General features: G+C 60.4%; 11 protein-coding genes. 7 read left to right on the top strand and 4 right to left on the bottom strand.

All coding sequences use genetic code 11. The features are described from left to right. Nucleotides 1-110: 110 nt before the first annotated feature. A complete protein-coding gene (locus I6L38_RS08455) occupies nt 111-1,541 on the bottom strand; it encodes a methyl-accepting chemotaxis protein (RefSeq protein WP_201880595.1) in 1,431 nt (476 codons plus the stop codon). An 85-nt stretch (nt 1,542-1,626) separates the two neighbouring features. On the opposite strand from I6L38_RS08455, the gene I6L38_RS08450 reads away from it, so the two are divergent. Then, on the top strand, nt 1,627-1,899 hold the full coding sequence (locus I6L38_RS08450; protein WP_005300975.1) for an acylphosphatase: 273 nt from the start codon (nt 1,627-1,629) through the stop codon (nt 1,897-1,899). A gap of 89 nt (nt 1,900-1,988) precedes the next feature. On the opposite strand, the gene I6L38_RS08445 is transcribed toward I6L38_RS08450, so the two are convergent. Both I6L38_RS08445 and metG read right to left on the bottom strand, forming a co-directional pair. Beyond that, a complete protein-coding gene (locus I6L38_RS08445; RefSeq protein WP_010633965.1) occupies nt 1,989-2,624 on the bottom strand; it encodes a glutathione S-transferase family protein in 636 nt (211 codons plus the stop codon). A 203-nt stretch (nt 2,625-2,827) separates the two neighbouring features. After that, complete coding sequence (metG, locus tag I6L38_RS08440) at nt 2,828-4,861, bottom strand: methionine--tRNA ligase (RefSeq protein ID WP_216989394.1); 2,034 nt, start codon at nt 4,859-4,861, stop codon at nt 2,828-2,830. A gap of 186 nt (nt 4,862-5,047) precedes the next feature. Here metG and apbC point away from each other — a divergent pair, with 186 nt between their 5' ends. From apbC to I6L38_RS08420, 4 genes are all read left to right on the top strand, one after another. Then, nucleotides 5,048-6,130 carry an iron-sulfur cluster carrier protein ApbC gene (gene apbC / locus I6L38_RS08435; RefSeq protein WP_017764477.1) on the top strand — a complete coding sequence of 361 codons (1,083 nt, stop codon included), beginning with the start codon at nt 5,048-5,050 and terminating at the stop codon, nt 6,128-6,130. A 110-nt stretch (nt 6,131-6,240) separates the two neighbouring features. Then, nucleotides 6,241-6,885 carry a uridine kinase gene (gene udk, locus I6L38_RS08430; protein ID WP_005300963.1) on the top strand — a complete coding sequence of 215 codons (645 nt, stop codon included), beginning with the start codon at nt 6,241-6,243 and terminating at the stop codon, nt 6,883-6,885. Between the two features lie 63 nt (nt 6,886-6,948). After that, nucleotides 6,949-7,530 carry a dCTP deaminase gene (gene dcd, locus I6L38_RS08425; RefSeq protein ID WP_094696478.1) on the top strand — a complete coding sequence of 194 codons (582 nt, stop codon included), beginning with the start codon at nt 6,949-6,951 and terminating at the stop codon, nt 7,528-7,530. Nucleotides 7,531-7,929: 399 nt separating this feature from the next. Beyond that, nucleotides 7,930-9,399, top strand: a complete 1,470-nt coding sequence (locus I6L38_RS08420; protein WP_216989393.1) for an inorganic phosphate transporter — start codon at nt 7,930-7,932, stop codon at nt 9,397-9,399. Nucleotides 9,400-10,131: 732 nt separating this feature from the next. On the opposite strand, the gene rne is transcribed toward I6L38_RS08420, so the two are convergent. Beyond that, entirely contained in the window at nt 10,132-13,260 is a 3,129-nt protein-coding gene (rne, locus tag I6L38_RS08415) for a ribonuclease E (RefSeq protein WP_216989392.1), read from the bottom strand. Between the two features lie 411 nt (nt 13,261-13,671). Between rne and rluC the strand changes: the two genes are divergently transcribed. Together rluC and I6L38_RS08405 are read left to right on the top strand one after the other, a co-directional pair. Then, on the top strand, nt 13,672-14,616 hold the full coding sequence (gene rluC, locus I6L38_RS08410) for a 23S rRNA pseudouridine(955/2504/2580) synthase RluC (RefSeq protein ID WP_201880576.1): 945 nt from the start codon (nt 13,672-13,674) through the stop codon (nt 14,614-14,616). Beyond that, the gene (locus I6L38_RS08405) at nt 14,616-15,263 is read left to right on the top strand and encodes an HAD family hydrolase (RefSeq protein ID WP_043170165.1); all 648 of its coding nucleotides are present in this window, start codon (nt 14,616-14,618) and stop codon (nt 15,261-15,263) included. Before rluC ends, I6L38_RS08405 begins: the two co-directional genes overlap by 1 nt. Nucleotides 15,264-15,316: the final 53 nt, after the last annotated feature.

Raw genomic sequence — 15,316 nt, 5'->3', positions numbered from 1 at the left:
GGAGCGTCATTGAACGCAAATAGTTCGGTGACGTTATTTCAAGCCCATGTTAATGCTGAAACGACAGAGGCCATCCCTGGGGATGGCCTCTGTCGTTATTGCGCGGCAAGTTAGATCTTCAGGCCTTTCAGGGCCTGGGTCAGCTCGGTAGCGGTGGCCTTGAGGCCGGCGGTGCCGGCCACCGAGGCACTGGCGGACGCTTCCACCTGGCCCGCTTCATGGCGCACCTGATCCAGATTGCGGGTGATCTCTTCTGCCACCGAGCTCTGCTGTTCGCTCGAGGTGGCGATCTGGGTGCTCATCTCCAGCACCGCATCGCTGTGGTTGCTGAGCTTGTCGATGTCGAGCCCCACCTCGCTGATGAGCTGCTGACTGCTGGCCGCTCGTTCCACCGTCTTCTCCATGATGTCGTTCAGTGCCCCGGTGCCGGCCTGCAGCTCTTCAATCATCTGCTGGATCTCTACCGTGGCCTGCTGGGTGCGGCTGGCCAGGGTGCGAACCTCGTCGGCCACCACCGCAAAGCCGCGACCCTGCTCGCCGGCGCGGGCCGCCTCGATGGCTGCGTTGAGGGCCAGCAGGTTGGTCTGCTGGGAGATGGCGTTGATGACGTTGACCACTTCGTTGATGCGATTGGCATTGTGGGTCAGCCGCTCCACCGCGCCGGAGGCGTTGCCAATCTCGTCGGCCAGGGTGCGAATGGCAGTGATGGTGCGCGATACCCGGGAGGCGCCGTTGGCCGCCTCTTCGCTAGATTGGCGGGTCTGCTGCAGGGTGTCGTTGGCGTTGCGGGCAACCTCGCGAATGGCGGCGGACATCTGCTCCATGGCGGCGGCCAGGGAGTCCATGTGCTGGCGCTGGGAGCGGGCCATGGTTTCGCCTTCGCTGGCATGATCGCGAAACTCGTCGGCGGCCATGGTCAGCGCCTCGGCGGACTCCTCCACCAGCTGTACTATCTTGTGCTGGCGGTCGGTGAAGCGGTCGATGCTGCCGGCCAGAATGGAGAACTCGTCGCGCACCGGGAAGAAGTTGAGGCGGAAGGTGAGATCGCCATCCGCCACGGTCTGCAGCGCCTTGTTGGTGGAGTAGAGCGCCCCCGACACAAAGGTCATCAGGTAGTGGGTCACCAGGGCCAGCAGGGCGGCCAGCACGGCTATGATGGTGAGGGTGGTTCCTTGACCATCCCACAGGGAGTAGCGGGAGGCATCCAGGGTACCGGTGACGACCCCGGCCTGGCCGGCGCTGGCGCCGTACCGATAGATGTCGCCCTGCTGGGTCAACCCTGTGCTGCCGGTCGGGCTCAGCGTGAGCTCGGCCGGCAGGGTCAGATCGGCGTGCTGGCTGGCCAGCTGGGCGCTCAGTTCGACCCGCTGCTTGAGCTGCTCCAGGCGCAGTTGCATCTCCTGCTGATGGCCGTCTGCCAGCAGATACCAGCTGATAAAGGCGATGAACAACAGCGGACACCAGAAGGTGATGAGAAATTTTTCGCTGATCGTGAGGTGAATGAGATAACGGTCAACCCACCGAAACTTTACTTCTTTCATAATGGTATTGCGTCCTGCAAGGGGATGAGAGTGTCGCGCTCATTATCGCCTTGAAGGGAAATTTCTTAAGGGGAAGGTGTGAGAAATGGGAGAGCAATCGTTTGTCGTGCGAGTGTGGGGCCTGGTACAGGGGGTGGGGTTTCGTTACTTCACCCGGGAGCGGGCGCTGCAACTGGGGCTGCGGGGCCATGCCTACAACCTAGAAGATGGCTCGGTGGAGATCCTCATCTGCGGGCCGGAGCAGAGCGTGCAAATGATGCTGGGCTGGCTGGAGCGCGGCCCGCGTACCGCCGAGGTGACCCGGATGGAATATGAGGTGGCACCACCGCCCAAGGGGAGCGGCTTTCATACCAATTGAGCGCCTTGCCACGCCAATGATGCCGAACAGCCATAAAGAACGGGAGCCACACAGGCTCCCGTTTGCATTGACGCTCTTTTGTCCGCAGGTCAGCCGGCCTGGGCGGCGTCGGCGATGGCCTGGGTCTTGGCCAGCACCGCCTGCAGGGCGGGGCGCTTGGCCAGACGATCCCGATAGGCCGCGAGTTTGGGCGGAATGGTCTGCTCGAAGCGGGTGGCCCACATCAGGGTATGGGCCAGCAGCAGATCCGCGATGGTTACCTGCTCACCCAGCAGGTAACCCTGCTCGGGCACCCAGGATTCGGCGATGGCCGCCGCCTTGTCAAACTCCCACTTGGCGGTGGGGAAGATGGCCGGCAGGCGCTGGGCCTCGGGCAGGGCGAAGCGGTGCTTGCCGATGGTCCACAGCGGCTGCTCCAGTTCACAGGTGATGAAGCTTACCCACTGGGCGTGCAGTGCCGAGGCCTGGGTCCCTCTGGCAGGCAGCCAGTTCGGGCCATACACCTCGGCCAGGTACTGCATGATGGCGGCGGACTCGGTCAACACGAACTCCCCGTCCTTGAGCACCGGCATCTTGCCGCTCGGGTTGAGGGTCAAAAACCAGTCGCTGCGATTCTCGCCCTTGGCGAAGTCGAGAAACTGGAACTGCCATGCCACGTCCAGCTCTTCCAGTAACCAGGATACGCGCAGGGCACGGCTGACGGGGGTGCCATATAAGGTGATCATGCTTGCTCCTTGCCTGATGAATGGGGCCATGGGCCCGAAGTGAATCGCCAGTCTAGGCAAATTGATCGGGAGCAACAAGCACTCAGGGGGGAGACAAGGCACAAAACGGCGCAATCAGCGGGAGAGGGGGAGGGGGAGGAGGAAAGAGAGAAAATAAAAGGGAGGCCCTAGGCCTCCCTTGTTGCTAACGGCTGCGGCAGCGCTTATTTGACGCGCATGCCAGGCTGGGCGCCTTCTTGCGGCTCCAGGATCCAGAGATCCTTGCCACCCGGGCCTGCGGCCAGCACCATGCCTTCAGACATGCCAAAGCGCATCTTGCGCGGGGCCAGGTTGGCCACCATCACGGTCAGCTTGCCTTCCAGATCTTCGGGGTTGTAGGCGGACTTGATGCCGGCAAACACCTGACGGGTCTCGCCACCGATGTCCAGTTGCAGCTTGAGCAGCTTGTCCGCTTCCGGCACCGCTTCGGCCTTGGTGATCAGCGCCACGCGCAGGTCCACCTTGGCGAAGTCGTCATAGGCGATGGTTTCGCTGATGGGGTCATCAACCAGCGGACCGGTGACTTTCGGTGCTTGCTCTTTGGCCAGATCCTCTTTGGAAGCCTCGATCATGGCTTCAATCTTGGCCGGCTCGATGCGGGAGAAGAGCGCCTTGAACGGGGCGACGGTGTGGTCGACCAGCGGGGTGGCGATACCATCCCAGCTGAGGGTCTCGGCCAAAAAGGCCTCGGCACGTTCGGCCAGGAGCGGCATGACGGGCTTGAGGTAGGCCATCAGCACGCGGAACAGGTTGATGCCGACGGAGCAGACTGCTTGCAGCTCGGCATCCGCCCCTTCCTGCTTGGCGATGACCCAGGGGGCCTTGTCGTCCACGTAGCGGTTGGCCTTGTCGGCCAACGCCATGATCTCGCGGATGGCGCGGCTGAACTCGCGGCTCTCGTAGGCCTCGGCGATCACGGTGCGGGCATTGGCAAACTCGGCGTAGAGCTCAGGCTCGGCGCAGGTGGCGGCCAGCTTGCCGTCGAAGCGCTTGGCGATGAAGCCGGCGTTGCGCGACGCCAGGTTGACCAGCTTGTTGACCACATCGGCGTTGACGCGTTGCACGAAGTCTTCGAGGTTCAAGTCCAGATCGTCGATGCGGCTGTTGAGCTTGGCGGCGTAGTAGTAACGCAGGCACTCCGGATCCAGGTGGTTCAGATAGGTGGAGGCCTTGATGAAGGTACCCTTGGACTTGGACATCTTGGCGCCGTTGACGGTCACGTAGCCGTGCACGTTGACCTTGGTCGGCTTGCGGAAGCCCGCGCCTTCCAGCATGGATGGCCAGAACAGGCAGTGGAAGTAGGCGATGTCCTTGCCGATGAAGTGGTAGAGCTCGGCCTCGGAGTCCGCTTTCCAGTAGCTGTCGAAATCGATGTTGCCGCGCTTGTTGCACAGGTTCTTGAACGACGCCATGTAACCGATGGGGGCATCCAGCCAGACGTAGAAGTACTTGCCCGGGGCGCCCGGAATTTCGAACCCGAAGTAGGGGGCGTCACGGGTGATGTCCCACTGCTGCAGGCCGCTTTCAAACCACTCCTGCATCTTGTTGGCCATCTCTTCCTGAATGGCGCCGGAGCCGCGTACCCAGTCGGCCAGCCAGGTTTCAAACTGCGGCAGGTCGAAGAAGAAGTGCTCGGAGTCCTTCATCACCGGGGTAGCGCCGGAGACGGCGGATTTCGGATCGATCAGTTCGGTCGGGCTGTAGGTAGCGCCGCAGCTGTCACAGTTGTCGCCATACTGCTCCGGGGACTTGCACTTGGGGCAGGTGCCCTTGACGAAACGATCCGGCAGGAACATGGATTTTTCCGGATCGAACAGCTGGGAGATGGTGCGGCTCTTGATCTTGCCGCCGGCCTGCAGACGGCCGTAGATAAGCCCGGCCAGCTCGCGGTTCTCGTCGCTGTGGGTGGAGTGATAGTTGTCAAAACTGATGTTGAACCCGGCGAAGTCGGCCTGGTGCTCCTGGGAGACGGCCGCGATCATCTCTTCCGGGGTGATCCCCAGCTGTTGGGCCTTGAGCATGATCGGGGTGCCGTGGGCATCGTCGGCACAGACAAAGTGCACCTGGTGACCGCGCATTCGCTGATAACGAACCCAGATATCGGCCTGGATGTGTTCCAGCATGTGGCCAAGATGGATGGAGCCATTGGCATAGGGAAGGGCGCAGGTTACCAGCATTGTACGAGGATCAGTTGCCATATAGTCGTTCTTGATGTGCTTGTTGGGATGATAGAGTGCCGTGCATGTTACCCGAATTGGGGGTAGCCTGCCTAGGGTTGTGGCTCGTCCTGCCCGCCGGCGCACGCCGGTCGGCAAGCAGGCAAGCCACTGATTTGTGTGCGGTAACCGTTCACCTCAAGATAATGACAAGATAATGAGGAGTTAATGGTGATTGATTCAGTAAAACAGATCCTGGCCGAATTTAAGCCGACAGGGTGGGGCAAGGATCTGGTGGCTGCCGGCTTTGTACGCAGCATCGACAAACAGGGTTCGGCGCTGACCATCAAGCTGGTGCTGCCCTTCGCCGGCCACTCCCTGTTCGAGCAGATCCAGCAGGACTTCGATGCCCGGCTGCGCAGCGTCACCGGCGCGACCCGTATCGACTGGGTGGGCGAAATCGAGGTGGCCAGCATGCCGCGGGCGCAGGGGCTGGCGGCGGTGCAGGGCATTCGCAACATCATCGTGGTCGCCTCCGGTAAGGGCGGGGTGGGCAAGTCTACCACCGCCGTCAACCTGGCGCTGGCACTGCAAAAGGAGGGGGCGCGGGTCGCCATTCTGGATGCGGACATCTACGGCCCCTCCATCCCGACCATGACCGGAACCCTCAAGGAGCGCCCCGTCAGCCATGACGGCAAGTTGATGGAGCCGGTGATGGCCTGCGGCCTCAAGAGTAACAGCATCGGCTATCTGGTCTCCGAGCAGGATGCCACCATCTGGCGCGGCCCCATGGCGAGCAAGGCGCTGGCCCAGATCCTCCACGAGACCCGCTGGGGCGAGGTGGACTACCTGGTGGTGGACATGCCGCCGGGCACCGGTGACATCCAGCTCACCCTGGCCCAACAGGTACCGACCACGGCAGCGGTGATCGTCACCACCCCTCAGGATGTGGCGCTGGCGGATGCCCGCAAGGGGGTAGCCATGTTCAACAAGGTCAATGTGCCCGTGCTCGGCATCGTCGAGAACATGAGTTATCACGTCTGCAGCGCCTGTGGTCATCATGAGGCGCTGTTCGGTACCGGCGGTGGCCAGAAGATGGCCGAGCAGTATCAGGTGGCCCTGCTGGGTCAGCTGCCACTGCACATCGACATCCGCAAACACATGGACGATGGCTGCCCGACCGTGTTCGGCGCACCGAAAGGGGAGCTGGCAGAGGCCTATCTGAAACTGGCTCGTCGGGTGGGGGCTGAACTCTATTTCAGCGGAAAACCGATTGCGACCCCCCTCTATGCCATGGCGCTGGATGAATAATCGGCGGTCGGCCGTTTGGGGTGGATTTGAGGGTGGGCAGGGCTCACCCTTTTTTATATAATGGATCGGTTTAAACAATCCCCACTGCTCTTCTCTTTAGGTATTTTTCAATGTCTGATACTCAACATTCGTGTGTGATCATCGGTATTGCTGGTGCATCCGCGTCCGGCAAAAGTCTTATAGCCCAAACCATCTATGAAGAGCTGGTGGCCGAGCTGGGAGCCGGTCAAATTGGCGTGATCACCGAGGATTGCTACTATCGCGATCAGACCCACCTGACCATGGAAGAGCGGGTCAAGACCAACTATGACCACCCCAACGCACTGGATCACGACCTGCTGGTACAACACCTGAGCCAGCTGGTGCAGGGGGATGCGGTCAATATTCCCCAGTACTCCTATACCGAACACACCCGCATGAGCGATGTGACCCCCTTTGCCCCGCGCCGGGTGATCATTCTGGAAGGGATCCTGCTGCTGACCGACAGCCGCTTGCGCGATCTGATGGATGCCTCCATCTTCATGGATACCCCGCTCGACATCTGCCTGCTGCGCCGCCTGGTGCGCGACGTGCAGGAGCGCGGCCGGACCATGGATTCCGTGCTCAAGCAGTACCAGAAAACGGTGCGTCCCATGTTCCTGCAGTTTATCGAGCCTTCCAAGCAGTACGCGGACGTGATCGTGCCTCGTGGCGGCAAGAACCGTATCGCCATCGACATGCTCAAGGCGCGGATCCGCCATATGTTGATTGGTTGATAGATATCAAGCCGGGTGATGCCCGGCTTTTTTAAATGAACAATTTGTCAGGAGAGTCGCCCAATGCGTCTTTGTGATACCGATATCGAACGTCATCTGGATGAAGGCAAGATCGTCATTGAGCCAAGACCCGGTATTGAACGGATCAGTGGCGTCAGCGTCGACGTGCTGCTGGGCAACGAGTTTCGGGTGTTTCGCGATCACACCGCCCCCTACATCGATTTGAGCGGGCCGAGCAGCGAGATGGCCGATGCCATCGATCGGGTGATGAGCGACGAAATTCACATTCCCGATGGGGAAGCCTTCTATCTGCACCCGGGTCAGCTGGCGCTGGCGGTCACTTATGAATCGGTCACCCTGCCGGCGGATATCGTCGGCTGGCTCGACGGCCGTTCCTCCCTGGCTCGCCTGGGCCTCATGGTACATGTGACCGCACACCGCATCGATCCGGGCTGGTCCGGCCGCATCGTGCTGGAGTTCTACAACGGCGGCAAGCTGCCGCTGGCGCTGCGCCCCAAGATGAAGATAGGTGCGTTGAACTTCGAGATGCTCTCCGGCACGGCTGCGCGTCCCTACAACAAGCGGGAAAACGCCAAGTACAAGAGCCAGCAGGGCGCCGTGGCCAGCCGCATCAACCAGGACTGATCTGGCCTGCGTGATCCTTGCCCGTCGACAAGAGACAATATGCTAAAGAAGGGCGCCCGCAACGGCGCCCTTATCCATGGTGGTGGCAACCTGCGTCGGCAGGGAAGTTGTCGGTTCCTTGTGCAATTTTCCCTTTTGGGCCGGTCCAGGATTGACGCAGCACGCACCTGTGAAGGGGGATTGAAGGGGCCAGAGACGATGAATTGTTCCCGTTTGGGGACTGTTTTTGTCAGGCAAGGTCTGTTTAATTAATCCAAGACAAGCCGCATGGTGACTGGCGCTAAGCTATTTTTTGGCTGAATGCTCTTTTTTTTTCTTACTGAAATATTTCACCAACGGGTATGGCGTTACCAGCCTTCTGGCATAATCCGCCGCAACTCATAAACAGGTTCGTTTTTTATGTTTGAAATGTTTAGTGGTTTGGGTTTGTGGTGGTCAATCGGTTTGATATTGGCCGTTTTTTTTGTGTTGGCCTATGAATTCATCAATGGCTTTCACGATACCGCCAACGCGGTAGCAACGGTCATCTATACCAAGGCGATGCCGGCACATACGGCCGTGGTGGCCTCCGGTCTGTTCAACTTTGCCGGGGTCATGATGGGCGGGTTGGGGGTGGCCTATGCCATTGTTCACCTGCTGCCCATCGATCTGCTGCTCGGAATGGACTCTACCCAGGGTCTGATCATGGTGTTCTCCCTGCTGTTTTCCGCCATCGTGTGGAACCTGGGCACCTGGTTCTTCGGGATCCCCGCATCCAGCTCGCACACGTTGATCGGCTCCATCCTGGGGGTAGGCGGCGCCTATGCCTGGATCAACCATCAACCGCTGCAGGAAGGCATCAACGTCGGCAAAGCGATCGATATCATGCTCTCCCTCATCATCTCGCCCACCGTCGGTTTCATCATTGCGGCCATACTGCTGTTTGCCATGAAACGTGTCTGGCAGGGCAGCAAGATCCACAAAACACCGGAAGAGCGCCTGCTGGTGGATGGCAAGAAGCATCCGCCGTTCTGGGCTCGCCTCACGCTGGTAGCTTCTGCCATGGGGGTCAGCTTCGTGCACGGCTCCAACGATGGCCAGAAGGGTATCGGTCTGGTGATGCTGGTGCTGATCTGCATGGCGCCGGCCTACTTCGCGCTGGATATGAACAGCCGCTCCTATGATCTGGATCGCACCCAGGATGCCAACCAGCGCATCATGGAGATCTATCAGCGCAACCATGAGCTGGTTTCCAAGGTGGTGGACTTCAAGGTGCCGGCCCAGGCCCAGGAAGAGCTGATGACCCACTGCGCCGCCTCCGGTGCACTGCAGGCCATGGCCACCCTGGACAATCGTCTTGCCCAGGTGCGCACCTATGAAGAGATGGACCTGACCGATCGCCGTGAAGTACGTCGCCTGCTGCTGTGCATCGACGATACCGCCCGCAAGGTTTCCAAGCTGCCGCTGCCGGCCAAGGAGCTGACCGATCTCGCCAAATGGCGCAAGGATCTGACCGCGACCGCCGAATACGCACCGACCTGGGTTATCGTCTCCATCGCCCTGGCGCTTGGCTGCGGTACCATGGTGGGCTGGCGTCGTATCGTCTACACAGTAGGCGAGAAGATCGGCTCCTCCGGCATGACCTATAGCCAGGGGATCGCAGCCCAGATCACGGCAGCTGCCTCCATCGGTATCGCCAGTCTGACCGGCATGCCGGTGTCCACCACCCATATTCTCTCCTCTGCGGTAGCGGGGACCATGGTGGCCAACAAGTCGGGCCTGCAGAGCCAGACCATCAAGACCATTCTGATGGCCTGGGTGCTGACGCTGCCGCTTACCATGCTGCTCTCCGGTGGTCTGTTCCTGATCAGCAACCATCTGTTCAGCTGAACCAGTTCCATCTGATTGTCAAAAGGGCCCCAAGGGCCCTTTTTTCATACCTTCAAAACTAAACGCTCTGCCATATCTTGGTAAGGTCGAGGACTCCAGTACCCCCATGATATGCCATCAAACTAAATATTTGAAAACAATGTAAAAGACTCGTCTCTGATCTCGCCCATATCACGGCCTTCAAAAAAACCAGTATACAAAGCGGGAGGATGTCACATCGACAACACCGTGGCCCGTTAGACCAATCACTCAAGTAGTGGGGAGGCCAATCGGCGCGAGCCGCAGAGTTCAGATGATGTAACGAGGCAAAGACAAAGAGTACAAATGTGCGTTGGTGAATATCCGATAGAGGAAATGGACAGTGTGCAACGGCATGAGCAATGTTCTGCTCCGCTATCACAGCGTCACTGCTTGGAAAGCCGGTTGGAGTGGGGGAGCAAGCCGTGTTAACCGCGGTTTCAACTGACCATGTCTGCTGTCGTAAAACGACCGGGGTTTCAGATCATATGGATGTATCAGAGGCGTGAAGCCTGGATAGTGGGGCAGGGGAGCATGACGGGTAACCATCAGCAGTGCGAGAAGCCAGGGTTAGGTTTGCACAGAGTGGCATAAAGAAGATGAGCTGACGGTAATGGAGCGGGTTGCAGGTGCTGCTGGAGCGATACGTGCTACATAGAGAGATAAAAAAAGAGCCACACAGTGTGTGGCTCTTTTATCAGGCTAGCGGGTCAATCAGGGACGACCGGCCGGGCTGGTTGCAACGTTGACGGCGGCAGTGCTGCCACCATGACGGCCGGAAGTGGCCACTTCGCTGCGCACCAAGGGTGCATACTCGACCGGCTTGCGTGCCGGCAGGGCAGGGGCGGCGGCCGGAGTTGCCATCGGGGCAGAGGCCTTGCGGGCACCAGCCAGCAGGCTGCCACCGCGCTTGACCTGCTTGGCAGCCGGGGCTGCGGTTGCGGGTTCAACCTTGGCAGTCTCTGCCGCGACAACAGGCTCGGCCACTGCGGCAACCGGCTCAACGGTCGGTACGGCAACAACGTCTGCAACTGCCGGGGCGGTTTCTACGGTCGCTTCCACAACCGGCTTGCTCTCGACAACCGGAGTCTCAACAGCCTGTACGGGCTCAACGACAGCCTCTGCCACGGTTTCCACTTCAACAGGCGCAGCTTCAACAGCAGCAATGACCGGTTCGGCCACCAGGGGGGCGGTTTCGACGACGGTTGCTACCGGTTCAGCGGCGACAACGGCTTCGGCCTGCTCGCGGGCTTCTTCGGCGACGGCCTCGGCAACCACGTGCTCGGTCAGGGCGGAGGAGGCCTGCAGGGCAGCAGCAACGGCTTCAGCGCTCGGGATGGTGATCACGGGCACGGCCGGCTCTTCCACTTTGACCTGGGCTGCATCGGCTTGCGCGGCGGCAGTCAGAGTCGGTGCAGCGACTTCGGCAGTCTGCTCTTCATCGTCACGCTGGCTGCGAGCTTCTTCGTTGATGCGCTTGCGGCGTTGGCCTTCGATACGCTGATTGCGCGGAGTACGGCGGGAACGACGCTGGCCTTCTGCCTGCTCATCCTGCTGTTCAGTCGCGTCAACGGCATCGACGGTGGCAACCGGCGCTACATCGGCAGCATGGGCAACAGCGGCGTCATCGGCAGGCGCATCGACGCGGATTTGCTTGCGCAGTTGGCGGCGTTCGCGGCGCTCGGCCACTTTCTGCTCTTTTTCCTGACGCTGTTCCACGTTGGTGGCAACGGCTTCTACGCTGTCCAGCGTGTCGACCACTACCTCGGCACGGGGTTCACGCGGAGCGCGGGGCTCACGAGCCTGACGTGGGGCACGGGGTTCGCGCTCCTGACGCGGCTCACGAGCCTCGCGAGGTTCACGTTCCATGCGCTGTTCGCGCACGTCACCACGGGCTTCACGTTCCTGACGCGGCTCACGCTCTTTGCGTGGGCGACGGTTGCGGCCTTCGCCGTTCTCGCGGCTGGCCACGCCTTCGCGCTTCTCGCCGGCATCGCCGTTGCGGCTGCTGCGGTTGTCGTCACGACGACCACGTTGACCACGGCTGCGGGATTCATCGCGCTGATGACGGTGACCGTCCTCTTTGCGAGCCTCGCGCGTTGCCGGTTTCTCGGCAGGCGCGGTGACCTCGGCGCTGTCAGCATTGCCGCCGAACAGGTTGGAGAGGCTCTTGAACAGCTTGCCGAACAGGCCCGGCTCTTCGGCAACCGGGGCTGCAACAGGGGCGGGGGCCGCCGGCGCAGCCGGTTGCGGTGCCTGGACGAAGCCTTGCAGCAGGGGCTGCTCGCGCTCGATGGTCTGGGCCTGTTTCGGCTGGTAGACCGGCTTGGCAATTTCGGTTTTCAGCTCGTAGCTGGCCGCTTCCGGGATCTCGTTCTGACGGATGCGGGTCACTTCGTAGTGCGGGGTTTCCAGGTGCTGGTTCGGAATGATGTAGACACGCACATCATTGCGTTGTTCCAGGCTGGCGATGGAGCTGCGCTTCTCGTTGAGCAGATAGGCGGCGACATCGACCGGCACCTGAGCATGCACCTGCTCGGTGTTGTCCTTCATCGCCTCTTCTTCGATGAGACGCAGGATGGACAGGGCCAGTGATTCGTTGTCACGGATCACGCCCTGACCCTGGCAACGGGGGCAGATATGGCTGCTGGACTCGTTGAGGGAGGGACGCAGACGCTGACGAGACATCTCCAGCAGACCGAAACGGGAGATCCGGCCGAGCTGGATGCGGGCACGGTCCTGATGCACGGCTTCACGCAGACGGTTTTCCACTTCGCGCTGATGGCGAACCGGCGTCATGTCGATGAAGTCGATGACAATCAGACCACCCAGGTCACGCAGACGCAATTGACGGGCAATCTCGTCGGCCGCTTCCAGGTTGGTCTGCAGCGCAGTCTCTTCGATATCGCCGCCCTTGGTGGCGCGGGAGGAGTTGATATCGATGGAGGTCAGCGCTTCGGTCGGATCGATCACGATGCTGCCGCCGGAGGGCAGGCGCACTTCACGCTGGAAGGCCGACTCGATCTGGCTCTCAATCTGGAAGTGGTTGAACAGGGCAACTTCACCCTTGTACAGCTTCACGCGGTTGAGGAAATCGGGACGTACCAGCTCGATGTGCGACTTGGCGCGTTCGAAAATGACCGGGTTGTCGATCAGGATCTCGCCCACATCGCGGCGCAGGTAATCACGGATGGCACGCACGATGACGTTGCTTTCCTGATGGATCAGCACCGGCGCGGAGCTGCTCTGTGACGCCTTGTGGATGGAGTCCCAGTGGTTGAGCAGAACGTTCAGATCCCACTCCAGCTCTTCCGGGGACTTGCCCACACCGGCGGTACGCACGATGAGGCCCATGCCGTCCGGCACGGTCAGGCCGCTCAGGGCTTCTTTCAGTTCAGTCCGTTCATCGCCCTCGATGCGACGGGAGATACCGCCGGCACGGGGGTTGTTCGGCATCAGCACCAGGTAGCTGCCGGCCAGACTGATGAAGGTGGTGAGAGCTGCACCCTTGGTGCCACGCTCTTCCTTGTCGATCTGGACGATGACTTCCTGGCCTTCGCGGACCACTTCTTTGATGTTGGGACGACCCTGATAGGAGTAACCGGAGGGGAAGTAATTGCGGGCGATTTCCTTTAACGGCAGGAAACCGTGGCGCTCGGCGCCATAGTCGACAAAAGCAGCTTCGAGACTGGGTTCTACGCGGGTGATTTTGCCCTTGTAAATGTTCGCTTTCTTCTGCTCGTGTCCCGGACTTTCAATATCCAGATCGTAGAGCTGTTGTCCGTCAACCAGCGCTACGCGCAACTCTTCTTCCTGAGTCGCGTTGATTAGCATTCTTTTCATTGAGTTCTCGTTATTTTGTCATTTTGATTTCCTCCACAGGATCCTGCCGGCGCCGGCCTCGGGTCTTCAGCATACTGGGGCAACCTCCCGGTTGGGGTATGCATGAGGCGCAAACTAAGGGCACTCTGGTTCAGCCTTCTCGAGAAGGCATGAAAAGGATACCGGTGTGGAGACAAATAGGCGGTTCTGTTTGCGTTCTCCATGCGCTGTACCTCGCACCCGGGAACCGTCATGTTCTTGTATACACGGTGTTTCGGGATTGGGTGGCATAATTTTTGGCCACTTAGTACAAGGCTTGAACACAATGACAAAACCTTGTTTATTATCCCATTTAAATCACTTTTATAGCAAGGCGCCATTTTTCAACAAAGCATGCAGCCAAGGGCCGTCGGCAGTGTTAAAATCCGCGCCATGACACAGATACAACAACAAGTGCAGCTGCTCACCATCGAAGCTGAGCATGACGGGCAGCGCATCGACAATTTTCTCAAGACTCAGCTAAAGGGCGTCCCCAAGAGCCTGATCTATCGCATCCTTCGCAAGGGGGAAGTGCGCGTCAACAAAAAGCGCATCAAACCGGAGTACAAACTCTGTACCGGTGACGAGGTACGGGTTCCCCCCGTGCGGGTCGCCGAAAAGAACGAATTGCCCTCGGCCAACCTTGGCAGCATCCAGCGTCTGGAGAGCCAGATCCTGTTTGAAGACGACGCCATGATCGTGCTCAACAAGCCGTCCGGCATGGCCGTTCACGGCGGCAGCGGGCTGAGCTTCGGGGTCATCGAAGGGCTGCGCGCCCTGCGCCCGGAAGCCCGTTTTCTCGAACTGGTGCATCGTCTCGATCGCGACACCTCCGGTGTGCTGCTGGTCGCCAAGAAGCGCAGCGCCCTGCGCAGTCTGCACGAGCAGCTGCGGGTCAAGACCATGCGCAAACAGTACCTGGCACTGGTGCGTGGCCAGTGGCAACCCCACGTCAAGGTGGTCAATGCGCCGCTGCGCAAGAATGATCTGCAATCCGGCGAGCGGGTCGTGCGGGTCAGCGCCGATGGCAAGCCGTCTGAAACCCGGTTTCGCATTGCCCGTCAATTCGCCGAGGCGACCCTGGTCGAGTGCAGCCCGATCACCGGCCGTACCCACCAGATCCGGGTGCACACCCTGCATGCCGGCCACCCCATCGCGTGTGACGACAAGTATGGAGAAGCGGCATTTGACGAGAAAATGCGCAGCCAAGGCCTGAAACGGCTCTTCTTGCATGCCTGGCGTCTGACCTTCACTCATCCGGCCGATGGTCGCGAGATGCAGGTCGAAGCGCCCCTGTCGCCCGAGCTCGAGACCTTCCTCAACGGATTGGCGCGCTGATGACACAGATCCGGCTCGCCATTTTCGACTGGGACGGTACCCTGATGGACTCGGTGGGCCGGATAGTGGCCTGCGTGGCTGCCGCGGCCCGTGACTGTGCCGAGGTGGTGCCCACCGCCACCGAGACTCATCAGATCATCGGCCTCAGTCTGGAGGTCGGCATCCCCCGGCTGTTTTCCCTGGAGCAGGGCGGTGAGCGAGCCAATGCCCTGATCGCCCGCTATCGCCACCACTATCTGCACGATGCTACTCCCAGCCCCCTGTTTGCTGGGGCGAGGGAGCTGCTGCACGGCTGGTACGAGCAGGGCATTGCGCTGGCGGTGGCGACTGGCAAGTCACGGCGGGGGTTGGACAGGGTACTGGATGAAACCGGGTTGCGGCCACTCTTTGCCGCCACGCGCGGAGCGGATGAGGCCAACTCCAAGCCTGATCCGCTGATGCTGACGCAAATTCTGGATGAGCTGGACATTGCCCCGCACCAGGCGGTGATGATCGGTGACTCCATCCACGACATGGCGATGGCCGAAGCGCTGGCCATGCCGCGCATCGGCGTAAGCTGGGGCGTGCACGACCGGGGGCGCCTGCAGGCTCACCATCCGCTGGCGGTGGCCGATACCATGGCGGAGCTGAGGGCGCTGCTGGGTTGATGACAAGCACCGGGATGCAATACAAAACGGAAGCCAAGGCTTCCGTTTTTTAT

Source organism: Aeromonas sp. FDAARGOS 1408, from assembly GCF_019048665.1.
GTDB classification, from domain to species: domain Bacteria; phylum Pseudomonadota; class Gammaproteobacteria; order Enterobacterales; family Aeromonadaceae; genus Aeromonas; species Aeromonas dhakensis.
Note: the sequence above shows the minus strand (reverse complement) of the source record. Positions and strands in the feature narration are given on the sequence as shown.